General features: G+C 63.2%; 19 protein-coding genes and 1 tRNA gene. 9 read left to right on the top strand and 11 right to left on the bottom strand.

The window, feature by feature from the left end:
• Positions 1-73: 73 nt before the first annotated feature.
• Entirely contained in the window at positions 74-466 is a 393-nt protein-coding gene (locus tag LJF34_RS12995; protein ID WP_231185438.1) for an SHOCT domain-containing protein, read from the top strand.
• A gap of 313 nt (positions 467-779) precedes the next feature.
• Here LJF34_RS12995 and LJF34_RS13000 read toward each other — a convergent pair.
• Together LJF34_RS13000 and LJF34_RS13005 are read right to left on the bottom strand one after the other, a co-directional pair.
• Positions 780-853 (bottom strand) — tRNA-Ile (locus LJF34_RS13000).
• 35 nt (positions 854-888) lie between these two features.
• A complete protein-coding gene (locus LJF34_RS13005) occupies positions 889-1,443 on the bottom strand; it encodes an FxsA family protein (protein ID WP_231185439.1) in 555 nt (184 codons plus the stop codon).
• A 459-nt stretch (positions 1,444-1,902) separates the two neighbouring features.
• On the opposite strand from LJF34_RS13005, the gene carB reads away from it, so the two are divergent.
• Positions 1,903-5,040: a carbamoyl-phosphate synthase large subunit gene (gene carB, locus LJF34_RS13010; protein WP_231185440.1), complete on the top strand. Its 3,138-nt coding sequence runs from the start codon at positions 1,903-1,905 to the stop codon at positions 5,038-5,040.
• Positions 5,041-5,068: 28 nt separating this feature from the next.
• Here the strand turns inward: carB and LJF34_RS13015 are convergent, their stop codons facing one another.
• On the bottom strand, positions 5,069-6,205 hold the full coding sequence (locus LJF34_RS13015; protein ID WP_231185441.1) for a hypothetical protein: 1,137 nt from the start codon (positions 6,203-6,205) through the stop codon (positions 5,069-5,071).
• Positions 6,206-6,388: 183 nt separating this feature from the next.
• Here LJF34_RS13015 and LJF34_RS13020 point away from each other — a divergent pair, with 183 nt between their 5' ends.
• Positions 6,389-7,123 (top strand): SDR family oxidoreductase, encoded by a 735-nt coding sequence (locus LJF34_RS13020; protein WP_231185442.1) that lies wholly within the window; start codon positions 6,389-6,391, stop codon positions 7,121-7,123.
• A 60-nt stretch (positions 7,124-7,183) separates the two neighbouring features.
• Here LJF34_RS13020 and carA read toward each other — a convergent pair whose 3' ends face one another.
• The gene (gene carA / locus LJF34_RS13025) at positions 7,184-8,254 is read right to left on the bottom strand and encodes a glutamine-hydrolyzing carbamoyl-phosphate synthase small subunit (RefSeq protein ID WP_231185443.1); all 1,071 of its coding nucleotides are present in this window, start codon (positions 8,252-8,254) and stop codon (positions 7,184-7,186) included.
• Between the two features lie 102 nt (positions 8,255-8,356).
• Between carA and LJF34_RS13030 the strand changes: the two genes are divergently transcribed.
• Positions 8,357-8,770 (top strand): Lrp/AsnC family transcriptional regulator, encoded by a 414-nt coding sequence (locus LJF34_RS13030; protein ID WP_231185444.1) that lies wholly within the window; start codon positions 8,357-8,359, stop codon positions 8,768-8,770.
• On the opposite strand, the gene LJF34_RS13035 is transcribed toward LJF34_RS13030, so the two are convergent.
• Positions 8,767-9,471 carry a PHP-associated domain-containing protein gene (locus LJF34_RS13035; protein WP_231185445.1) on the bottom strand — a complete coding sequence of 235 codons (705 nt, stop codon included), beginning with the start codon at positions 9,469-9,471 and terminating at the stop codon, positions 8,767-8,769. The two genes, LJF34_RS13030 and LJF34_RS13035, sit on opposite strands and share 4 nt — an antisense overlap.
• Before the next feature lie 54 nt (positions 9,472-9,525).
• Here LJF34_RS13035 and LJF34_RS13040 point away from each other — a divergent pair, with 54 nt between their 5' ends.
• From LJF34_RS13040 to LJF34_RS13050, 3 genes are all read left to right on the top strand, one after another.
• Positions 9,526-10,485 carry a YegS/Rv2252/BmrU family lipid kinase gene (locus LJF34_RS13040; RefSeq protein ID WP_231185446.1) on the top strand — a complete coding sequence of 320 codons (960 nt, stop codon included), beginning with the start codon at positions 9,526-9,528 and terminating at the stop codon, positions 10,483-10,485.
• 541 nt (positions 10,486-11,026) lie between these two features.
• Positions 11,027-11,524 (top strand): CBS domain-containing protein, encoded by a 498-nt coding sequence (locus LJF34_RS13045; protein ID WP_231185447.1) that lies wholly within the window; start codon positions 11,027-11,029, stop codon positions 11,522-11,524.
• An 85-nt stretch (positions 11,525-11,609) separates the two neighbouring features.
• Entirely contained in the window at positions 11,610-12,545 is a 936-nt protein-coding gene (locus tag LJF34_RS13050) for an EamA family transporter (protein WP_231185448.1), read from the top strand.
• A 28-nt stretch (positions 12,546-12,573) separates the two neighbouring features.
• Here the strand turns inward: LJF34_RS13050 and purQ are convergent, their stop codons facing one another.
• Both purQ and purS read right to left on the bottom strand, forming a co-directional pair.
• Positions 12,574-13,248, bottom strand: coding sequence for a phosphoribosylformylglycinamidine synthase I (gene purQ / locus LJF34_RS13055; RefSeq protein WP_231185449.1), 675 nt, complete (start codon positions 13,246-13,248; stop codon positions 12,574-12,576).
• Positions 13,245-13,496: a phosphoribosylformylglycinamidine synthase subunit PurS gene (gene purS / locus LJF34_RS13060; RefSeq protein WP_231185450.1), complete on the bottom strand. Its 252-nt coding sequence runs from the start codon at positions 13,494-13,496 to the stop codon at positions 13,245-13,247. Before purS ends, purQ begins: the two co-directional genes overlap by 4 nt.
• A gap of 292 nt (positions 13,497-13,788) precedes the next feature.
• Here purS and LJF34_RS13065 point away from each other — a divergent pair, with 292 nt between their 5' ends.
• Entirely contained in the window at positions 13,789-14,742 is a 954-nt protein-coding gene (locus LJF34_RS13065) for a formyltetrahydrofolate deformylase (protein ID WP_231185451.1), read from the top strand.
• Between the two features lie 2 nt (positions 14,743-14,744).
• On the opposite strand, the gene LJF34_RS13070 is transcribed toward LJF34_RS13065, so the two are convergent.
• The gene (locus LJF34_RS13070) at positions 14,745-15,383 is read right to left on the bottom strand and encodes a class I SAM-dependent methyltransferase (protein ID WP_231185452.1); all 639 of its coding nucleotides are present in this window, start codon (positions 15,381-15,383) and stop codon (positions 14,745-14,747) included.
• 106 nt (positions 15,384-15,489) lie between these two features.
• Positions 15,490-16,509: a phosphoribosylaminoimidazolesuccinocarboxamide synthase gene (locus LJF34_RS13075; protein ID WP_231185453.1), complete on the bottom strand. Its 1,020-nt coding sequence runs from the start codon at positions 16,507-16,509 to the stop codon at positions 15,490-15,492.
• Positions 16,510-16,654: 145 nt separating this feature from the next.
• Between LJF34_RS13075 and cofH the strand changes: the two genes are divergently transcribed.
• Complete coding sequence (gene cofH / locus LJF34_RS13080; protein WP_231185454.1) at positions 16,655-18,007, top strand: 7,8-didemethyl-8-hydroxy-5-deazariboflavin synthase subunit CofH; 1,353 nt, start codon at positions 16,655-16,657, stop codon at positions 18,005-18,007.
• A gap of 21 nt (positions 18,008-18,028) precedes the next feature.
• Here cofH and LJF34_RS13085 read toward each other — a convergent pair whose 3' ends face one another.
• A complete protein-coding gene (locus LJF34_RS13085; protein ID WP_231185455.1) occupies positions 18,029-20,260 on the bottom strand; it encodes a PAS domain-containing protein in 2,232 nt (743 codons plus the stop codon).
• Between the two features lie 67 nt (positions 20,261-20,327).
• Positions 20,328-21,416 carry a 7,8-didemethyl-8-hydroxy-5-deazariboflavin synthase subunit CofG gene (gene cofG, locus LJF34_RS13090; protein WP_231185456.1) on the bottom strand — a complete coding sequence of 363 codons (1,089 nt, stop codon included), beginning with the start codon at positions 21,414-21,416 and terminating at the stop codon, positions 20,328-20,330.
• Positions 21,417-21,472: the final 56 nt, after the last annotated feature.

A 21,472-nucleotide genomic window follows, 5' to 3' on the forward strand; every position in this document is an offset into this window, starting at 1 on the left:
GGGTTGCACACGGTAAGAATCTGCTCCCTAACGAGTGACAAGCTTTTTATGAATAGTGGTGAAGAAACGCTCTATGGGCAGTTTTCTGGACGAATTGTTGAACGAGGCTCCCGCGATACTCGTCTTCGTCATCCTCGGCACGGGGATTCTCGGCCTCTTCTTAGGGATCAGTTGGGCGTGGATGATTTTCGCGATCGGATTCGTCGTCGTGCTCCCGCTGGTCGCCATCCTCTCCGATGCGATCAAACGGGCGACGGGAACGCCGGACTGGTACGAGAGGAAGGTACGGGACGGAACGGAGGAGGGGAAAGACCCCCAGCAGGACGCCCTCGATACCCTCCGTGACAGGTACGCCCGCGGGGAAATCGACGAGGAGGAGTTCGAACGTCGGGTGAACCTGCTCCTGGAGAACGAGACGATAGGGGACGTGAAAGCGCGGCAGGAACGGGAGCGCGAACGCAACTGACCGAGGAACCTCCGATTTTCGAGAAACGGTTTCCGAACGCCACAACCGACTTCAGGGACTCGCCCGACGGAACCCCATGGAGAACGAAGGTACGGAAACCGACTATCCGAACTGGCGCGGACTGGCGAAGCACCTGCTGACGGGACTAGCGGTCATCTCGTTCGTCTGGGTGGTGCGAAAAGTGCAGGAGGAGTGAGAGCGGTCATTGACGGCTGTGACGGTGCGGAAAATCGAACCGAGGGAGGACTCTCGAAGGAGTTGTGTACCGTAAGATTAGGTGGCTGGGGAGTTTGTCCTCGGCCCCCGTTGAAGGTGGGCCAACGCGGATTTGAACCGCGGACCTCCCGGTTATCAGCCGAGCGCTCAACCTAACTGAGCTATTGGCCCCGGTTGGCGCATTTACTCGTTGCCGGTTGTGAGTTTTAAGGGTTTCCTTTCTCCTCGGAATCGTCGTCGAACTCTATGTCGTAGGCGTCCGAATCCACCCGATAGGTGTCGCCGTCCGAACCGTTCGAGGAGGAGGTTCCCGAGTCCCCGGTTCCGGTGACGTTGCCGCCGCCGGGGAAGCCGAAAGTGTAGACGTTGCCCGTGGCGAACCCGCCGGTCTGCTTGTCGATGTACGGCGTGATGATCCACTTCTTGGCTACCGTACGGAACACCGCACGCGTGGGCGGGAGCGCGAAGAGGAACCCGAGCGTGTCCGTGATGAGGCCGGGGGTGAGGAGGAAGGCACCCGCGACGAGCAGGAACCCGCCGTCGATGATGCGGTTCGTCGGGGCGTTCCCGCGTGCGAGGTCGGACTGAATCTCCCTGATGGTGTGTCTCCCCTCGGCGCGAACTAGCAACATTCCGAGCAGGGCGGTCAGCACGACGAGCACGACGGTGATCTGCCAGCCGATCTGGCTGGCGACGAAGACGAGGAACAACCCGTCGAGTAACGGAATCAACAGCAACAGCGCCAGCAACCGTTTCCACATGATTCGACGTAGTGGTTCAGACTGTAAAACCCTTTACCTGCTGATGTAACTCCGACGAGCGGAACTGAAAGACGAACGGCGACACTCGGTTAGGTTCGTCCGCCCGTGTCGTCCACGCTACGGACGGACTATCCGGCGCGCGTGCGTGGTGCGAAGTCGTGTCGCGCCGAGCGCGACGCTATCGGTCGCGGAAGTGGCGGAAAAATTTGCGGCCGGAGCGTACGAGCGACCTATCGAACCGGCCCATGTCCGAACTCACTTTCGGTCGAAAACAACGGCCGTCACTATGCCTTCGTTCAGTTCTTCCCCCCGTCTCGTCGTTTCCGTTCCGGAATCGACGAAATCCTCCCAAAAGACACAAATCCACGAGTTTGTTTCCGAAATTCGAAATTCAATTTCGTACCTCGTAATGATTCGTGGGGCTTATTACGATGTACGAACTTCACATCGATAACAGCCATGAGTAAGGACACCGAGAACAGGACGATTTTGCTCATCGGAAGCGGACCCATCCAAATAGGGCAGGCAGCGGAGTTCGACTACTCCGGCGCGCAGGCTTGCCGCGCACTACAGGAGGAGGGGGCGCGAGTCGTTCTCGTGAACTCCAATCCGGCGACCATCATGACCGACCCCGAGATGGCCGACGAGGTGTACATCGAACCCATCACGACGGACGCCATCGCCGAAATCATCCGGGAGGAGCGCCCGGACGGCGTCATCGCCGGTCTCGGCGGACAGACGGGACTGAACGTCACCGCGGAACTCAGCGAGGAGGGCATCCTCGAAGAGTACGACGTGGATATCATGGGGACGCCCCTCGATACCATCTACGCCACCGAGGACCGGGACCTGTTTCGCCAACGGATGCAGGAACTCGACCAACCGATGCCGTACTCGACGACCATCACGCTCGACGAGGGCGAATCGGCCACCGAGATGGACGAGGAGGCGCTGGGAAAGCGCGTCGAGGACGCCGTCGAAACCGTCGGCGGACTGCCCGTCATCTCGCGCACGACCTACACCCTCGGCGGGTCGGGGTCCGGCGTCGTTCACGAGATGGACGAACTGAAAGAGCGCGTGCGGAAAGGACTGCGCCTCTCGCGCAACAGCGAGGTGCTCATCACCGAATCCATCGCCGGATGGGTCGAACTGGAGTACGAAGTGATGCGCGACGCCGACGACTCGTGTATCATCATCTGCAACATGGAGAACTTGGACCCGATGGGGATTCACACGGGCGAATCCACCGTCGTCACGCCCTCGCAGGTCATCCCCGACGAGGGCCATCAGGAGATGCGCGACGCGGCCCTCGAAGTCATCCGTGACCTGGGGATTCAGGGCGGGTGTAACATCCAGTTCGCGTGGCACGACGACGGCACGCCCGGCGGCGAATACCGCGTCGTGGAAGTGAACCCGCGCGTCTCGCGCTCCTCCGCGCTCGCCTCCAAGGCGACGGGGTACCCCATCGCCCGCGTCACGGCGAAAGTCGCACTCGGCAAACGCCTGCACGAAATCGAGAACGAGATTACGGGCGAGACCACGGCCGCGTTCGAACCCGCAATCGACTACGTGGTGACGAAGGTGCCGCGCTGGCCCAAGGACAAGTTCGACGACGTTGACTTCGAACTCGGCACCGCGATGAAATCCACGGGCGAGGCGATGGCCATCGGGCGGACGTTCGAGGAGAGCCTCCTCAAGGCACTCCGCAGTTCGGAGTACGAACCCGACGCGGAGTGGGACGAAATCGGCGACGACGAACTCGAAACCGAATACCTCGAAAAGCCGACGCCTGACCGCCCGTACGCCATGTTCGAGGCGTTCGAACGCGGCTACACAGCGGAACAGGTCGCGGACCTGACCGGCATCGAATCGTGGTACGTCGAGCGCTACGGCCGCATCGCGGAATCGGCCGAGGCTGCACAGGACGGCGAGTTCGCCCCGGCGGCCGAGAAGGGATTCACGAATCAGGAGGTCGCAACGATGGCCGGTGCCGACGTCGGGTCGGTCGAGACGGCCGCACCCGAGCGCTCGTTCAAGCAGGTCGACACCTGTGCGGGCGAGTTCGCCGCCTCGACGCCATACTACTACTCCGCGCGGTCCGCCCGCGAGACGAACGTGTTCGGCAACGACGAACTGCAGGTGAACCCCGACGTGGAGAGCGTCGTGGTCGTGGGCGGCGGGCCGATTCGCATCGGGCAGGGCGTCGAGTTCGACTACTGTTCGGTCCACGCGGTCCGCGCGCTCCGCGAGATGGGCATCGAAGCTCACGTCGTGAACAACAACCCGGAGACGGTTTCGACGGACTACGACACCTCCGACGGCCTGTTCTTCGAACCGATAACCGCTGAGGAAGTCGCGGACGTCATCGAGGCGACGAACGCCGACGGCGTGATGGTCCAGTTCGGCGGTCAGACGTCGGTCGATATCGGCCACCCGCTGGAGGAGGAGCTCGAACGCCGTGACCTCGATTGCACGGTCCTCGGCACCACGGTGGACGCGATGGACCTCGCGGAGGACCGCGACCGCTTCAACCGCCTCATGGACGATCTGGGAATCGAACAGCCGACCGGCGGCAGCGCGACCAGCGAGGAGGAGGCCCTCGAACTCGCACACGATATCGGCTATCCCGTCCTCGTGCGCCCGTCCTACGTCCTCGGCGGCCGCGCGATGGACATCGTGTACGACGACGAGGAACTGACGGAGTACATCGAGGAGGCCGTTCGCGTCTCGCCGGACAAACCCATCCTCGTCGACGAGTTCCTCGCCGACGCCGTGGAACTGGACGTGGACGCCGTGTCCGACGGCGAGAACATCGTCATCGGCGGCATCATGGAGCACGTCGAAACCGCGGGCGTTCACTCGGGCGACTCGGCCTGCATGATTCCGCCGCGCTCGCTGGACGAGGAGACGCTCTCCCGCGTCCGTGACGTGACGGAAGACATCGCTCGCGCCCTCGACACGGTCGGCCTGCTGAACGTCCAACTGGCTGTGCAGGATGGAACGGTGTACGTCCTCGAAGCCAACCCGCGCTCCTCGCGGACGGTTCCGTTCGTCTCGAAGGCGACCGACGTTCCGATAGCGAAACTCGCGGCGAAGGCGATGGCCGGGAAGACGCTGCCCGAACTCGACGCGGTCGAACGGATACCGGAGCAGACAAGCGTGAAGGAGGTCGTTCTCCCGTTCGACCGCCTGTCCGGTTCCGACCCGCGCCTCGGCCCGGAGATGAAATCGACCGGCGAAGTGATGGGCACCGCCGACTCGTTCGGCAAGGCCTACGAGAAGGCACAATCCGCCGCCTCGAACGCGCTCCCGACGGAGGGCGTCGCGGCCATCGAACTGGACGTGGACGGCTTCGACGACTACTACGAACTCGCCGAGTTCGACGACACCGCGAAAGCGGTCCGGGAAGGGAAGATAGACTTCCTCGTGAGCGACGACCGTGCGGCGCTGGAGATGGCCGTCGAGGAGGACCTCCCGTACTTCACGACCGTCGCCAGCGCGACGGCGGCGCTCGAAGCGCTCGCCGCGCGCGACGAACCGCTGTGCGTGCAGTCGGTCGGCGACAGGCCGAAAGTCGAACGCGAGTGGGGTCGTTAGTCGGAGTCGATTCCCGTCTCACAGGGAGTCACGGGTTCAGGTAGAACTCGTTCTCAGAGGAGAGGTCGTAGCTATCGGTGCCGTTCGAGAAGTTCGCTTTCACTTCGTTTCCGGAGAGCATTCGGCTGCCCATCGACGAGTCGTAGTGGTTCATCGACGCGGCGCTCGACGGTTGGAAGCCGATGAAGTTCGTCCGGGTGTCGTCATCCCCGTCGGCGTTGACCTTCAACTGCCACTGGTTATACTCGTTGTACGCCGAGGATTCGTCCACGACTTCGACGTTCGGTTGGGAGTACGACCAACTGATGCCCGCCGAAACCTGTGCCGTCATCCAGCCGACGGTCACACTGAGGGAGTAGCTGGTCGAGGAGGACCCGCCCTGGGTTCCGTACGGATTCCACTGGCCGTAATCCACGTCGACGTTCCCCATCTCACTCTGGTCCCAGTGGTGGTACACCCGCCCCCATTCGTTTTTGTAGTCGCTTCCGAACGCGGACGTTCCGGGTTCGAATCCGGCCGGGGAGTGGAGCGAGAACACGTCGCCTTCGGTGCTGTCGAGCGTGTCCATGAACACGTAGAACGTGGCACCGACGACACCGTAGGGGTCGTCCGCGTATTCGAGTTTCTGGGAGTACACCTGCTCCATGTTGTCCGTGCCGGAAACCGTTCCGCCGGCCATCGTGGTGACCTGTTCGGACGCTTGGATGGTCGAGGAAAGATCGGTGACGTGGCGGTCGAACCGATCGTGGATCAGGGCTTCGGCGCGACCCGAACGGGATTGCGGTTCCGACACGTCCTCGGCCGCGACGCCGACGTAGGAGCGACCGATACCGTTCGCGTCGAACCCGTACGCGTACGCCACGACCTCGCCGGAACTCGTTTTCTGCTTGCTTGCGGGGACGACCGCAGGGGAACGGTCGTTCTTGCGCTCGAAATCACGGACGGCGCGCCGTCGAACCTCGCGCCGCTGTGTTTCGGAAATCGACGCTCCGCGGGACGCTTTTACGGTGTGGACGTCGCTTCCCCGCGGGGATTTCCCGTCCGGTGCCGCGCTGGCAAAGCCGCTCCCGCCGACGATGCTCGTCAGTCCGAGCGCGCCGGTTTTGAGGACTGCTCGCCTGTTCGATCGTGCTCTATCTCCGTCCGCGTCGTGGTTTTGTTTCATGGCTGCTTTTTCAGCAATGAAATTTGAACGTAAATAATTAATCTAGTACTGAATAAATTTATGTGTGTTTTATATTTATTATTTAGGATTTATGAAGATATATACTCTCCTCGCCGATTCCGAGGACACACCACGACACCGTTGGCCGCGAAACCTTTCAGCGTTCTACGCCAAGGTCCTACGATGTCGAACGAAATCGAGCGCGTACTCGTCGCAGGTGCGAGCGGTGAGACGGGCCGCGAACTCCTCCGAGGGCTGCGTGGAACGAACCTCACGGTCAGGGCGATGACTCGTTCGCGACAGAAGGAGCGGGAACTATCGGACGAGGGGGCGGACGAGGTGATCGTCGGGGATCTGCTCGACCCGGCGGACGCCTCCCGCGCCGTCGCGGACTGTGAAGCCGTGCTCTGTGCCGTGGGGTCGTCGCCGGGCCTCGACGTGCTGCTGGGCGGGGACCTCGCCGACGGTGCGGGCGTCGAAAACCTCGTCCACGCCGCCGTCGCCGCGGACGTCGAGCGGTTCGTCTTCGAGAGCGCCATCGGCGTCGGCGATTCCCGCGAGAAGATGCCCGTGCCGCTTCGACTCCTCCTCTGGCACGTCCTCAACCAGAAAAATCACGCGGAGGCCGTGCTTCGAACGTCGGGCGTCCCGTACACCATCGTTCGCCCCGGTGGGCTGACGAACGCGCCCGCGACGGGCGACGTGTTGGTCGGGGAGGGCGGCGAAACAGTCTCGGGAAGCGTTCCGCGTGCGGACGTCGCCCGACTGATGATCGGCGCGCTGTTCACGCCCGAGGCAGAGAACCGAACGTTCGAGGTAGTCAGTCGCGACGGCCAACGCGGAACGTCGCGGGGGCTGGTCGAACTCGACTGGCAGGTTCCCGGCGAGGAAGAAGTCGGAATCGAAATCGAAGAGTGAAAGATCGGTAATCGGTGACCGCGCTACCATCCGTCCGACGGATGGTAACGTTCGCACCCGTTAGTCGGCAACGACGAGTCGTTTTCGGGGTGCCAGCGAAAGCACGTCGTCGAAGAATCCGAGGGTGTCGTTCGGTCCGGGGTTGGCTTCGGGGTGGTACTGGCGCGTGAGAACGTCCAGTTCGTCGTTTTCCAACCCCTCCGGCGTGTCGTCGTTGACGTTGATCTGCGTGACTTCGAGGTCGCCGGGGTCGGCGACGGTGTAGCCGTGATTCTGCGTGGTCATGACGACCTGTCCCGATTCGAGGTCGCGAACGGGCTGGTTGACGCCGCGGTGGCCGAAGTCCATCTTCTCGGTCGTGCCACCGAGCGCGCGAGCGATTATCTGCTGACCGAGACAGATGCCCGCGAGCGGGAGTTCGCCCGCGAACGTCTCGACCAGTTCCTGTGCGGCTTCGAAGTTCGCAGGGTCGCCCGGACCGTTGGAGATGAACAGGACGTCAGCCTCGATGGCTTCCACCTCGTCCGCGGTCACGTCGTGCGGGAGGACGTGGACGTCCGCCCCGCGCTCGACGAGCGAGTCGATGATGCTCCCCTTCGCACCACAGTCCACGAGCGCGACGGTCTTGCCGTCCTCGTCGCCGTCGCCGAGGTGAATCTCGGTTTCGGAGACGCTGACCTGCTCGCCGATGTCGTGGTGGTCGCTCATGCCCGGACAGCGTTCGAGTTCCGCGAGCGCGTCCTCGGGCGTGGCGTTCTCGCCGACCGCGATTCCGCACTTCATCGCGCCCTGCTCTCGAATCCCGCCGACGAGATCGCGGGTGTCGAGGTGGTCCACCGCGGGGACGCCCTCGGCTTCGAGCCACTCCGCGACATCCTCGGTGAGTTCACGCGAGACGACGGCGCGCGGATGTACTCGGTCGCTCTCGAAGCGTTCCTCTCGGACGCCGTAGTTCCCGATGAGGGGATACGAGAACGTGAGTATCTGTTCTTCGTAGGACGGGTCGGTGAGGCTCTCCTCGTAACCCGTGTATGCTGTTGTAAAAACCAGTTCACCGCAAGCCGTTCCCGGAGCACGACCACGGGCTTCCACCACATGGCCACCCTCCAGCGCGACATAGGCACCCGGCATTACGATATTCATATGCAACAAAGCATAATAAACCTTGCTTTCGTAACATCGTTACGAAATTCGTAATCGTCAAGTAGCGGGCAACACTATCTGCATATCTCCATGGACGCACTCGACCGACAGATACTGAATCTCCTCCGGCGAGACGCCCGAACTCCGTACACAGAGATAGCTGAATCGGTCGGTACGTCGGAAGGCACCGTTCGGAATCGTGTCGAACGGATGACCGAGGACGGCGTTATCGAGCGGTTCACCGTCACGACCCACACCGGAAACGTGAAGGCGATGATAGAGATCGGCGTGGACGTGGCCGTCGACACGACGAGGATGTCCGACACGCTCGCGGAGTGGGAACAGGTCGATTTCGTCTGGCAGGTCAGCGGCGAGGACGACATCGTCCTCGTTGTGGACGCCTCGGACACGCAAGGCGTGAACCAACTCATCACTCGCGCGCGGGAGATGGAGGAAGTGGTGAGTACGAAGACTCGATTGATTTTGGACGAGCGACTCGGCTAGTCTTCCGGTTGCGGCGGTTCGCCGACGCCCGGTGACTCCTCCTCGGGACGGTGGAGGTTGTCCTTTCCCTCGTGTACTTCGCGATAACCGCGGCGGACGAGTTGGTCGAACGTCCCCCGCTTGACTCTCGGTTCGACGCGGCCGTCCCGTATCGCGTTGACGACGCTCTCGGGGGTCAAGACGTCCGCATCGACCATCGTGTACGCGCGCCCGACTTCGAGCGGATAATGGGCGTCGCTCCCGCCGACTAGCGGCAGGTCGTAGCGGTCGGCCAGTTGCCGCGCCCACTCCTCAGTTCTCGGGTGTTTGCCGTTGATTTCGATGGCGTCGAACTCGGCGTCCACCTCGCGCACGGTGCTGTTCCGGTACGGATGGGCGACGATGGCGGCACAGCCTCGCTCGTGGGCGAGGGCGACCGTCTCTTTCGGCGTGAGCGTTCCCGGTTCGGTGCGCGTCGGCGGGTCGGGACCGACGACGAGGACGTGTCCCTTCGTCGTGGAGACTTCGATACCCGGAATCGTCTCCACGACGCGTCCGGCGAACGGGTGGTAGTAATCGTGATTCGTCAGCGCCACGCCGTCCAATCCGCGGTAGCGCGCGCCGAGTTCGAGGAGTCGAACGCCTAACGGGTCGAACAGCGCGGCGGCGCGTTCGTGGCCGTGGAAGAATCGCGTGTGAGCGTGTAGGTCGAGGGAGAACACGTCCGTAGCTATACTGCCGATAGGTCTTTGGTTTTTCCGCCGGTCAGTCAGTGCATGAAAGCCGACGAGGAGGGTGCGGTGGACGACCTCGTGGCGAGCGAGGAGGCCGTCGAGTACGAGCGCGTCGTCGTGTTGAACCCCATCAGCGGCGATGCGAACCACCGCGAGCAGGTCAAGCGCCTCGCGACGGAGTACGATTGTACCGTCCTCGAAACCCAAAGCGAAGGGGATGCAAACGAGTTCGCACGCCACGCCGCGGAGAACGGTGCCGCCGTGGTCGCGGCCGCGGGCGGCGACGGGACGATCCACGAAGTCGTTCGCGGATTGGGCGACGCCGACGCGCTGGACGCCGTGACCTTCGCCGTGATTCCAACCGGAACGGGGAACAACTTCGCGGGGAACATCGGCGTCACCGACATCGAACGCGCCTTCGAGGTCCTCGATGCGGGCGAACGACGACGAATCGACCTCGGCACCGCGAACGGGCGACCCTTCGTCAACTCGTGCGTCGGGGGGCTGACCGCCGACGCGAGCCACCAAACCGACCCGGAGCAGAAGGCGCGCCTCGGCGTGCTGGCCTACGTCGTGAACACCCTCCGGTTGATGACCGACTACGATGGGCTTCCGCTCACGATAGCGGCGTCCGACGAGGGCGACGTGACGTGGTCCGGCGACGCGGTGTTCGTCCTCGTCGGCAACGGGCGACGGTTCCCGGTGCAGGGCCGAACGCAGGCGAACATGGAGGACGGTCTGCTGGACGTTACCGTCATCGAGAAGACTCCCACCGCGAACCTGCTTCAGGAGGCGACGATGCAGCGCCTGTTCGGCAGCGAAACGGAGAACGTGACCCACCTCAAGACACCAACGCTGGAGATAGAGGTCGAACAGGACTCGCCCGTCGAGTTCAGTCTGGACGGCGAGAAGGGCGAATGGGACGGGTTGACGCTCGGCGTTCGCCCGCACACCATGGAACTCGCCGTCGGCACGGAGTACGAGCGATACCCCGAGGAGTGAGACGGGAAATCGGTCGGTTTCGCGTCCCGTAAATCAATCCGTTTCGCATATCGTAATTTCCCACGTTGGCGCGCGCTGGCGGGACGACGCGGCCACTCTCGGCCGCGTCGTCTCGCTGAAGCCGTGCGAGGGATGAGTACCGGAACGAACGGATGTGAGTGAGGAACGCAATCGGTTGGGGAGGGAGTGGCTGATGCAGTGGGTGGTGTGGGTGGACTGAAAGGGGCCGCCCGGTCGCGCTTGCGTGGTTGCTGTGCGGGCCACTATTCTGGCCGTGTGTTGCGGAGCGGACAGAATATCCTGCACAGCAACCGCGAGCGGGCGGGGGCTTTCGAGGTCTACTTTTCGGCATCTGCAATTATACAACGACCAACTGTGATTCGTAGCGGGCGGAGGGCTTTGGAGGCAACCATCTCAGCAGGTACACTATCCCAAAAATCGAGAACTCTCTCGCAACGAGCGTACCGACCAAACGGATAACCCAATCCAGAAACCGTTCGTCGTAACAACGTTTACACCGCATGCGTGCCACCGTTCACGTATGGCAACCACCGCCCGCGAGTTGATGACGACCGACGTGGAAACCGTCTCGCCCGACGACGAAATCGGCGATGTGCTGACGCGCTTGGCGCGGGTCCAGTTCAACGGCTTTCCCGTCACCGACGACGGCCGCGTCGTGGGTATCGTCACGCAACACGACCTCGTCCACATGTTCCAACCGAGCGACCGAACGCTGTGGATTCCCATCGGGTTCCCGCCGTTCCTCGAAAGCCTCGAATACGGCTTCGATCTCTCGTGGGACGAGTTGGACGCGGGCATCGACCTCGTGAGAAACGCCGGGAAGCCGGTTCGAACGGTCATGACCGAGAACGTGGTGACGGTAACGCCCGACGACGACCTCGACCACATCCTCGACCTGCTGGCCGACGCCGAGAGCGACATCAACCGCCTCCCGGTGATAGAGGACGGGCAACTCGTCGGCATCATCGCCCGGCAGGACGTGCTGCGCGCGCTCCGCGACGAGCGACGTGCACGATGATCCACCGCCGAAACGCCGCCACTGAACCCGGCATTCGAGGGGGGTTTTCGAAACCTACTCCCCGCCTCGCACGAGACCTCGTAGAGTGAGCCGGTATCGAAACCTTCTGTTGTTCATCGTCCTCGCCGCGTTCTGGGGGTCCGCGTTCATGGCCATTCGGGCCGGACTGGAGTTCATCCCCCCGGTTCTGTTCGCGGCGATTCGCTACGACGTGGCGGGCGTCCTGATGCTCGCCTACGCGGTGTACGCGACGGACCGCTGGCGTCCGCAAACGGGCGACGAGTGGAAACTCGTCCTCGTCGGCGGCGCACTCATGATCGCGGCCTATCACGTGTTCCTGTTCATCGGCGAGCAGGAGACGCCGAGCGCCGCCGCCGCCGTCATCGTCAGCCTCAGCCCCATCCTCACGACCGGTTTCGCGCGGGTGTTCCTCCCGAGCGAGCGACTCACGCCCGCCGGAATCGCCGGGTTGCTCCTCGGGTTCGTCGGCGTCGCCGTCCTGAGTTTCGCCAACAACGGGTCGAGCGAATCGCTGGCGACGACCATCGTCCCGCAGTTCCTCGTGTTCCTCGCCGCGTTGTCGTTCGCGCTCGGGAGCGTTCTGACACAGCGAATCGAAGCCGACCTCCCCATCGAGACGATGGAAGCGTGGTCGATGCTCCTCGGCGCGGTCATGATGCACGTCATCAGCGTCGCCCGCCCGAGCGAGTCCATATCGGCGATCGAGTGGACGCCGGAGGCCATCGCCGCAATCGTCTACCTCTCCATCTTCGCCAGCGCCGTCGGGTTCCTCATCTACTTCGACCTGCTCGACCGCCTCGGTCCCGTCGAAATCAACCTCGTCTCCTACGTCGCGCCGGTGTTCGCCGCGATTACGGGGTGGTTCTTCCTACAGGAACCGGTGACGCCGCTGACCGTCGCCGGATTCTGTATCGTCTTCACGGGCTTTTGTCTGCTGAAGCGGCAGGCGATTTCCCGCGAACTGCCGCGAATAACCGGCGTCTTCACGTCCGGGCGATAGACGTCGAAAAGGAATCTCGAATCGAACTTCAGGCGAAGCCGTAGAGGACGCCCTCGCCGTCGGTGCCACCGATGTCGGGAAGCGTCGCGCGCTCGGGGTGAGGCATCATGACCGCGACCGAGTCCGAGTCGCCGACGATTCCGGCCACGTTCCCCTTCGACCCGTTCGGGTTCGTCCCGTCGGCCACGATACCGTTCTCGTCGCAGTAGCGGAAGAGGATACGGTCGTCGGCGTCGAGTTCGTCGTACTCCTCGTCCGTGATTTCGAACCGTCCTTCGCCGTGTGCGATGGGGACCTCGATGACCTGTCCCTCCTCGTAGGCGGCGGTCCACGGCGTGTCGGCGTTCTCGACGCGGAGGTAGACGTGTTCGCACTGGAAGCGTGCGCTCCGGTTGGTCGTGAACGCGCCGGGCGTCAAACCCGACTCGCAGCCGATCTGTGCGCCGTTACAGACGCCGAGGACGGGAACGCCCGACTCCGCGGCGTCCCGCACCTGTGCCATGATGGGCGAGTTGGCGGCGATGGCTCCGGCACGAAGGTAATCGCCGTAGGAGAACCCGCCGGGAAGCATCACGCCGGTCGTCTCCTCGGGCAAATCTTCTTCGTGCCAGACGAGTTCCGCGTCGATTCCGAGGTGGGACAGCGCGCGCACCGCGTCGCGGTCGCAGTTGCTCCCGCCGAATTGGACGATGGCGACCGTCATCGCTCCTCGACCGCGACCGTGTAGTCGTGAATCGTCGGATTGGCGAGGAGGCGCTCGGCCATCTCTCCGGCGCGCTCCTCCGCGTCCGAGGAGGTGTCGGCATCGAGGTCGATTTCGAACACGTCGGCGGAGCGAAGCGAATCCAGTTCGAAGCCCAATCGGGAGAGTGCACCTCGGGTCGTTTCGGCCTCGGGGTCGAGGACGCCCCGTTTCAACCGAACCGTCACCGTCGCGGTGTATGCAGTCATCGGTTGTCCGTGCGCGTTCGTGTTCAAAAGCTCTTTTGGAACGAATTCGTTGTACACATTCGTGTTGTTCGCGTCGGTGGGCGCTCTCTCGCGTTCGGCGGTCGAATCACCCGCCCTCGGTCACGCTTCGTATCCCGGTTCACGCGACGGTTATCGTCGACACGTGTTCGAGTAGGCACACCCTGCTACGTGTCAACGTGAACGGGAAATTTTGCACCGTCACAAACGTTTTTGCACCCGAGACCCGATACGTTTCTTCCATGGCAGTACCCCGTAACCGGCAGGTGAAGCGATGAACCACCGAGAGCTGACCGAAATCACCGTCGTCGGGGACGACGACACCGGACTCGTCGCCCGCGTCACCACCCTCCTCTTCGAGCGCGGAATCAACATCGAGGACGTCGACCAAGCCGTCCGCGAGGGCGTCTTCCGCATGACGATTCACGTCGAGACGAGCGAGATGTCCGTGAGCAAACACCGACTCCGCCGCGACCTCTCCGAACTCGGCGACGACCTCGGGGTGGACGTCCGCGTTCGCTTCCCGTCGGAACGCGACTCCCGACAGGTCGCCCTCCTCGTGACGAAGGAATCGCACTGTCTCCGCCGCCTCCTCGACGAACGGAGCGAGTTCGACGCCGAAATCGGCGTCGTCATCGGGAACCACGACGATCTCGAACCGGTCGCGAAGGAACATGGCGTCCCGTTCCACGACGTCGGGGACGAACGCGGCGTCCACGACGAGGAACGACTGCTCTCGCTGTTGGACGACTACGACATCGACCTCGTCGTCCTCGCGCGGTTCATGCGTATCTTGAGCCCCAACGTCGTCTTCCGCTACGAGGGGCGCATCATCAACATCCACCCGAGCCTGCTTCCGGCCTTCCCCGGCGCGAAGGCGTATCGGCAGGCGAAGGAAGCGGGCGCTCGTATCGCCGGCGTCACCGCCCACTACGTGACGACCGACTTGGACCAAGGGCCCATCATCACCCAGCGGGCGTTCAACGTGCCGGACAGCGGGAGCGTGGACGAGTTGCGCGAACGGGGACAACCCCTCGAAGCCGACGCCCTCCACGAAGCCGTGCGCCTCCACCTGAACGACGACGTGGAGATTCGCCGCGGCCGGACCGAACTGCGTGACGGGGACGAGAACGAACACTACCGCCTCGGACTGCCGGCGGAACTCGACGACGTGACGCCCGACGGCCCCATCGACGGGGCGGTCGCCGTGGGCGAATCGGACGACTGACGCTATTCCGATTCCGACGTGGGTTTTCGGGCGAGGACGAAACAGGTGTCGCTCCCCAGAACGTCGTTTACCGTCTGTCGCCAGAGAACGTCGAACCCCGCGTTTTCGAGTGTCGTAATGCTCTCGTCCGGCGACGGAACGCTCCAGTGCATCTCGACGCCGGTATCCAGCCAATCGTCGTCGCTTCCCTCCCACGCCGTTGACCCGACCGTCATGAGGAGATAACCGCCCGAAGACAGCAGGCGATAAAACTCCCGCGCCACGTCGGGGTGTTCATTCGAGGGGACGTGAATCACCGAATGGTACGCACAGATACCGTCGAACGTCCCGCTCGCGAGGCCGAGCGCGGTCATGTCCGCCTGAAAGAACCGTCCCTCGGGGACGTTGCCGCGGGCACGGGAAATCTGCTCGCGGGAGAAGTCGATGCCGACGAGGTCCGTATCGGCGGCCAGCAGTTCCGCGATGGGTCGCCCCGCGCCACACCCGGCGTCGAGCACGCGTGCGTCGTCCGGGAGATGACCGTGGAACTCCGCCAGCAGGGCGATGTCCTCGCTCTCCTCGTCGCCGCCGCTTCGGTCGGCGAGGTAGTCATCCGCGATTCGGTCGTAGGCGCGACGAACGTCGTTTCTCTCGTGGGGCATGGTTGGAAGGTGACGCGTACTGTCGTTCCATGGTTCGCTTTCGCATAAAAAGGTTCGCCGACGGCGTTCGTTCAGTCGTTCGGGTTCTCGTTTGGAGCGTCGCGCGTTACAGGTCCTTGATCGCCATCACCGCGTCCTCTAGCGACGGCGCGTCGAACAGGTCCCTGTCGATGTAGGCGTTCGCTCCGGCGGTGTACAGGTCGCGGGCGGCGGTGATGACCCCGTCCGGGAGCGGTTGTGGTTCGACCGAACACAGCGATTTCCAGTCGGCCATATCGCGCTCTTTCGCCTCGACCTTGGCGTCCAGAACCGCGTCGGCCCACGCGGTCTGTTCGCGCTTGTGGTACTGGCGGATGAACTCCTTGCTGACCTGCTGGCCGTGGAAGGTGAACCGGTTTTCGTCGAACGTTCCCACCACGTCGGCGACGCGAATCTCTCCGTCGTAGTAGAGACACTCTATCTTCCCGTCCTCGTGGGTCAGGTCGGCGTTCGCGGCCTGCCGCGTGACGAAATCGTTCACCTCGCGGGCGACTCGCTCCAGTTCGTCAACGTCCGCCTTGCCGGCGATTTCGTCCGCCTCTCCCCGCGACAGATATCGGTCGCTCTCCTCGAACTTGGTCGAGAATTCGACGGCGGGTTCTTCGAGTTGGACCGCTCCGTCGGGCCACTCGGGGAAGTCGAGTCCGTGGTCGCTGGGGTCGGTACGGCGGCGAAGGCTGGACCCCACCGGAACGCTGTTGCGGAAGACGACTTCCAGGGGGATGAGGTAGTTCTCGTCCGCACCGCTGTGAAAGAGGTCGTAGTCGTAGTCCCGTCCCTCGCGTGGCAGGTTCGGAACCTGCGTGAGGTCGATGGCCATCTCGGTGGGGGGTTCCGTGACCTCCGAAAGGGGGACGACGTCGCCGTCGGAGACGACGCCACGGTAGTGGGTGGGGACGCCCTCCGCTTCCAGTCCTTCGAAGTTGAATGCGCCCATCGCACAGAGGCTTGCACCCTTGTCGGGAATCGTATCGGGCATCTTGCCCCAATCGAACACCGAGTAGTCGTCCGTGAACACGAACGACCCGCGCCCGAGCGAGTCCGGCGTCGGTTCGCGTTCGACCCGGAACTCCTTCACACTCGTCATGGTGTTGGTTCTGCCGTCCCCCGACTAAGTAGTTTCCATCTTCGTGCTGAACTACGCCGACGTACGGCCGAAAGATGTACATATGTATGCGATATCGACTGCCGTGACCCGGCGATTTTTGGGGGTCCGCCCGGATTACAGAGCAATGGCTAACGTGCGTGCGAAGAGCAACATTCCCCGGGAACGGTTCGGCTTCGAACACGTTCCCGAAACCGACCAATCGTTCGAGAACGCGCTGGAACGGGCGCGGAACGGCGAGCGGCTGACCGTCGCCGACGGCGTCGAACTGCTAACGACCGGCACCGACCACCCCGGCATCGACCTCACCCGAAAGGAGCGCGTGCTGGAAGCCGCGGACCGGCGGCGCGAGGCGGTCGTCGGCGACACGGTCACGTTCGTCGCCAACCTGAACAACAACGTCACGACGGCGTGCAACACGGGGTGTCTGTTCTGCAACTTCAAGAACACTGCACAGAATTTCGAAGTCGGTTCGGACGAGGAGCACGGCGGATTCACGAAGACGCCCGAGGAGTCCCGCGAAATCGTCGCCGATGCGCGCGAGCGGGGAATCTACGAGGTGACGTCGGTCAGCGGCCTGCACCCCGGAATGGCGCTGAACGACGACCACCTCGAACTCCTCGAAGCGAGCGAGCGCGGCGATTTGAACTACAAGTCACCCGAGGAGTACGAAATCGACCCCGCGACGTACACGGAACAGATACGGGCGATGAGCCTTCCCGGCGTTCACGTCCACTCGATGACGCCCGAGGAGGCCTACCACGCCCGTCGCGGGACGGATTGGGACTACGAGGAAGTCTTCCGCGAACTGAAAGCCGCCGGACTCGACAGCGTTCCGGGCACCGCAGCGGAGATTTTGGTGGACGAGGTGCGCGGCGTCATCTGTCCCGGCAAAATCGGGACGGAGGAGTGGATGGAGGCGATGGAGGCCGCCGCGAACGTCGGCCTCGACACCACGGCGACCATCATGTACGGCCACGTGGAAAACGAGATGCACCGCGTCCTCCATTTGGAGCGGATTCGGGAGCTACAGGACCGAACCGGCGCGATAACGGAGTTCGTTCCGCTCTCGTTCATCCACCGGAACACGCCACTGTACGACCGCGGCATGGTGGAAAACGGCGCGAGTACCCACGAGGACGAACTCCTCATGGCCGTTTCTCGGCTGTTTCTGGACAACGTCGACAACGTCCAATCGTCGTGGGTGAAGTACGGCGACGAACAGGGGTTGAAGATGCTCTCGTGTGGCGCGAACGACTTCATGGGAACCATCCTCTCCGAGGAAATCACGAAGCGCGCGGGCGGCCAGTTCGGAGAGTTCCGCTCGTTCGAGGAGTACGTCGAGATGATAACCGCCATCGGGCGCGTCCCGGCGGAGCGCTCGACCGACTATCGACAGGTTCGGGAGATTGACCCCGAGGACCCGCCGTTCGGTCCGAGGCTCGGTCCGTGTGCCGACGGGACGCCGTTGCTCGACTGACGAGCGAAGCCGTGTGCAGCGTCAGGTGAGGATTTCGAACCGCGCACCGCCCGTTTTCGACTCGCTCGCTCGAACCTCCCAGCCGTGTGCCTCGGCGATGCTCTCGACGATCGCCAGCCCGAATCCGGTCCCCGCGTCCGTCGTCGAATAGCCGTGTTCGAACACCGTCCGATAGTCGTCCGCCGAAATCCCGTCGCCGTCGTCGGCCACGAAGAACCCATCCGTATCCGAGAGCGGTGCGACCGTCACCGTCACGTCGGAACCCGCGTGTTCGATCGCGTTTCGAAAGAGGTTCTCGAACAGTTCACGGAGCCTGCCCTCGTCGGCATCCACGACGGCGAGCGAGTCGTCGAGTCGGAGTTCGGCCTCCTCCGTCGAAACCATCATCCACGCGTTTCGGACGACCCGTGTCAGGGATACCGGTTCCGTCTCGCTCACCACTTTCCCCTGGCGGGCCATCGCCAGCACGTCGCCGATGAGCGACTCCATCCGGGCGAGCGCCCGTCGAATCGGGGGGACGTGGTCGTTGTCCACCTCCTCGGCGAGCAGTTCGAGGCGACCGGTGGCGATGTTGAGCGGGTTGCGCAGGTCGTGGGAGACGACGTTTGCGAACTCGTCGAGGCGTTCGTTTTGGCGTTCGAGTTTGCGCTGGCGCTGTTTTTGCACCGTGATATCCGTGTAGATGGTAAAGCCCTCGTTCGTCTCGCCGACGCGAACCGGCGCGGTGTGGAGCAGGAAGTCCCGGGAACCCTCTTCCGTCCGTCGACCGATCTCCTCGCCTTCGATTCGGATACCTCCCCTCACCCGTTCGTTTATCGCCCGCGCCTCGTCCTCCTTTCCCGACGGCACGAGGAAATCGTCGAGTGGGTGATCGACCATCGTCTCCCGTTCCCATCCGAACACGTCCTCGAACGCGGGATTTACGTCGCGAACGACCGGGTCCCCGCCGTCGAAAACGTAGCTCGCGGTCGCGTTCGGTACGTTCTCGAAGAGCGCCGCGAACCGGTCGATTTCCGCGCGGAGTTCGGTCTCGGACCGGACCCGATTCAACGCCTGTGTGATGTGCGTGATGAGGAGTTCCGCGAGTTCGAGGTCGTCCTCGTCGAATCCCGAAACGTCCTTCGAAACGGCCTGAAACACGCCGATATCCCCGATCGGAATGCTCAGGGCGGACGTGTAGGCCGCTTCGGCGGGCGCGTAACCCGCCTCGTGAAGGTCGGTGACGAGTTTCGACCGACCGGTACGTGCCGTTTCCGCCGCGAGGCTCCCGTCCTCCTCGACGGGCGTTCCCTCGTAGTAGCCGTTCGTCGAGGACTTCGTGGAGACGGCTTGGGGGACGAGTACGCCCTCCACGATTGCATCCACGGAGCAGATGTCGAATTCGAGGATGTCCTCCGCCGCCTCGATCGCGAGGTCGTATATCTCCTCGCCCGTCGTACAGGTGACGACGCGGGCGGCGACGGCGTGGAGGTCCTCTATCTTCTCCTTCGTCTCGCGGATTTCGGACTCCATGGCCTTGCGCTCGGTGATGTCCTGAAAGTACACCGAGAGTCCGTCCTCCGCCGGATAGATTCGCTCCTCGACCCACCTTCCGGGACGAACCGCGGATCGCGCTTCGAGGGAGATCGGCTCTTGCCCTTCGAACGCACGTCGGTACGCTTCGTGAAGCGCTCGACTCTCCTCCCCCCGAAAGAACTCCCAAACGTTCGAACCGACGAGTTCGTCCCGTGGTCGACCGATGAACTCCGCCGCACGCTGGTTGACGTAGGTTATCCTCCAGTCGCTATCGATGGCGAAGAAGGCGTCCGTGATGCGATAGAACATCCGCAGTATCTGCTGGGTCGCTTCGCTCGCCTCCACTTCCGACCGGTGTTGTGCGACCGCTGTTTCGATTCGGTTCGCCAGCATCCCGTACCGTTCCGACCCACCGACGTTCCGCAGATAGTCGGAAACGCCGATGGAAATCGCTTCGCTCGCTATCTCCTCGCTTCCGCTTCCGGTAAAGAGGATGAACGGCAACTCCGGTTCGACCTCTCGAACCGTTTCGAGGAACTCCATACCGTCCGTTTCCGGCATGTCGTACTCGCTGACGATACAGTCGATACGTTTCTCCGCAAGTACGTCCAATCCGTCGGATGAATTTCGTTCCCGTACTACCGTGATTCGGCCGCTCTCCCGTTCGAGGTGCGCCGCAGTCGAATCGGCAGCGTCAACGTCGTCATCGACGAGCAGTACCCGTATCCTGTCACCCATGCGTCGACGAGTGCGAATAGCCACACCAAGGATAAAATATCTGGTATTTGGAATCGGGATGAACGTGTCACGTTCGCTCCACGATCGAGCGATACCGTTTACCCGCCGAATCGTCCGCGTCGAACGCCGCTCGAATCGGGTCAGAAATCCGACCATCGGCGACGAATCGGTCGTACACTGCAAGGCGTTCGTGAAGAGGAACGCCGGCGGATTCCGCGATGTCCTCCAGTTCGCGCAACGCCGGCCACGCGTAATCGGGATTGATGTAGTCGTCCGTCACGGGGGAGACGCCGCCCAAGTCGTCCACACCGCAGTCCAACAACTCCCGCGTCGGCGAGAGGTTCGGCGGTACCTGCACCGAAATTTCGTCCGGGAGCGCCACCCGCGCCATCGCCACGGCCCGGCGCATCGTCTCGACCGACGGTCGTTCGAAGCGGGAGCGCTCGTTCGAGACCACGTTCTGGACGATGACCTCCTGCACGTGGTCGTACCGTTCGTGCAGTTTGCGAATGGCGAGGAGGCTTTCGGCCCTATCGCGCCAGCTCTCGCCGATACCGACCAACAGACCTGTGGTGAAGGGCATATCGAGTTCCCCGGCGTTCCGAATCGTGGCGAGGCGCTGCCCCGGATTCTTCCGGCGTGGCCCCGCGTGGGCGTCCACGTCCGCCGTCGTCTCCAGCATCACGCCCATGCTCGCGTTCACGTCCGCGACGAGTTCCATCTGCTCGCGCGTCTGGTCGCCCGGATTCGAGTGGGGAAGCAGGCCCTCCTCCAGCGTGATTTTACACACCTCGCGGAGATACGAGTGTATCGAGTCGTGGCCCCAGTCGGCCAACTGCTCGTGAACCCTCGTGTACCGGTCGTCCGGGTCGTCGCCGAACGTGAACAGCGCCTCCGTACAGCCGGCGTCCGCACCCGTCCGAAGTATCTCTCGAACCTCCTCGCGCGACAGCAGCGACGCCTCCCCCGGCGCGTCGAAGTACGTGCAGTAGGTGCAGGTGTACCGACACGCCGTCGTCAGCGGGACGAAGACGTTCTTCGCGTAGGTCAACGCGTCGGCGGGTGAGACGTCCGCCGGGGTGACGGCGAGGAGTCGGTCCACGTCCGCTTCGTCGAAGGTGATGTCGATGTCGTACTCGGCGGCCCCCGGAATCATGGTGTGGGCTACGAGGCAGGGGGTAAAAGGGTTTGGAGCTTCGGGACGAACGCGTC

Source organism: Haladaptatus sp. DYF46 (genome assembly GCF_021083305.1).
GTDB lineage: Archaea > Halobacteriota > Halobacteria > Halobacteriales > Haladaptataceae > Haladaptatus.

Bases quoted from the DNA above. Each gene is read 5' to 3' on its own strand.
- LJF34_RS12995 (WP_231185438.1), top strand. From the start codon at position 74: ATGGGCAGTTTTCTGGACGAATTGTTGAACGAGGCTCCCGCGATACTC.
- LJF34_RS13005 (WP_231185439.1), bottom strand. From the start codon at position 1,443: ATGTGGAAACGGTTGCTGGCGCTGTTGCTGTTGATTCCGTTACTCGAC.
- carB (WP_231185440.1), top strand. From the start codon at position 1,903: ATGAGTAAGGACACCGAGAACAGGACGATTTTGCTCATCGGAAGCGGA.
- LJF34_RS13015 (WP_231185441.1), bottom strand. From the start codon at position 6,205: ATGAAACAAAACCACGACGCGGACGGAGATAGAGCACGATCGAACAGG.
- LJF34_RS13020 (WP_231185442.1), top strand. From the start codon at position 6,389: ATGTCGAACGAAATCGAGCGCGTACTCGTCGCAGGTGCGAGCGGTGAG.
- carA (WP_231185443.1), bottom strand. From the start codon at position 8,254: ATGCCGGGTGCCTATGTCGCGCTGGAGGGTGGCCATGTGGTGGAAGCC.
- LJF34_RS13030 (WP_231185444.1), top strand. From the start codon at position 8,357: ATGGACGCACTCGACCGACAGATACTGAATCTCCTCCGGCGAGACGCC.
- LJF34_RS13040 (WP_231185446.1), top strand. From the start codon at position 9,526: ATGAAAGCCGACGAGGAGGGTGCGGTGGACGACCTCGTGGCGAGCGAG.
- LJF34_RS13045 (WP_231185447.1), top strand. From the start codon at position 11,027: ATGGCAACCACCGCCCGCGAGTTGATGACGACCGACGTGGAAACCGTC.
- purQ (WP_231185449.1), bottom strand. From the start codon at position 13,248: ATGACGGTCGCCATCGTCCAATTCGGCGGGAGCAACTGCGACCGCGAC.
- purS (WP_231185450.1), bottom strand. From the start codon at position 13,496: ATGACTGCATACACCGCGACGGTGACGGTTCGGTTGAAACGGGGCGTC.
- LJF34_RS13065 (WP_231185451.1), top strand. From the start codon at position 13,789: ATGAACCACCGAGAGCTGACCGAAATCACCGTCGTCGGGGACGACGAC.
- LJF34_RS13070 (WP_231185452.1), bottom strand. From the start codon at position 15,383: ATGCCCCACGAGAGAAACGACGTTCGTCGCGCCTACGACCGAATCGCG.
- LJF34_RS13075 (WP_231185453.1), bottom strand. From the start codon at position 16,509: ATGACGAGTGTGAAGGAGTTCCGGGTCGAACGCGAACCGACGCCGGAC.
- cofH (WP_231185454.1), top strand. From the start codon at position 16,655: ATGGCTAACGTGCGTGCGAAGAGCAACATTCCCCGGGAACGGTTCGGC.
- LJF34_RS13085 (WP_231185455.1), bottom strand. From the start codon at position 20,260: ATGGGTGACAGGATACGGGTACTGCTCGTCGATGACGACGTTGACGCT.
- cofG (WP_231185456.1), bottom strand. From the start codon at position 21,416: ATGATTCCGGGGGCCGCCGAGTACGACATCGACATCACCTTCGACGAA.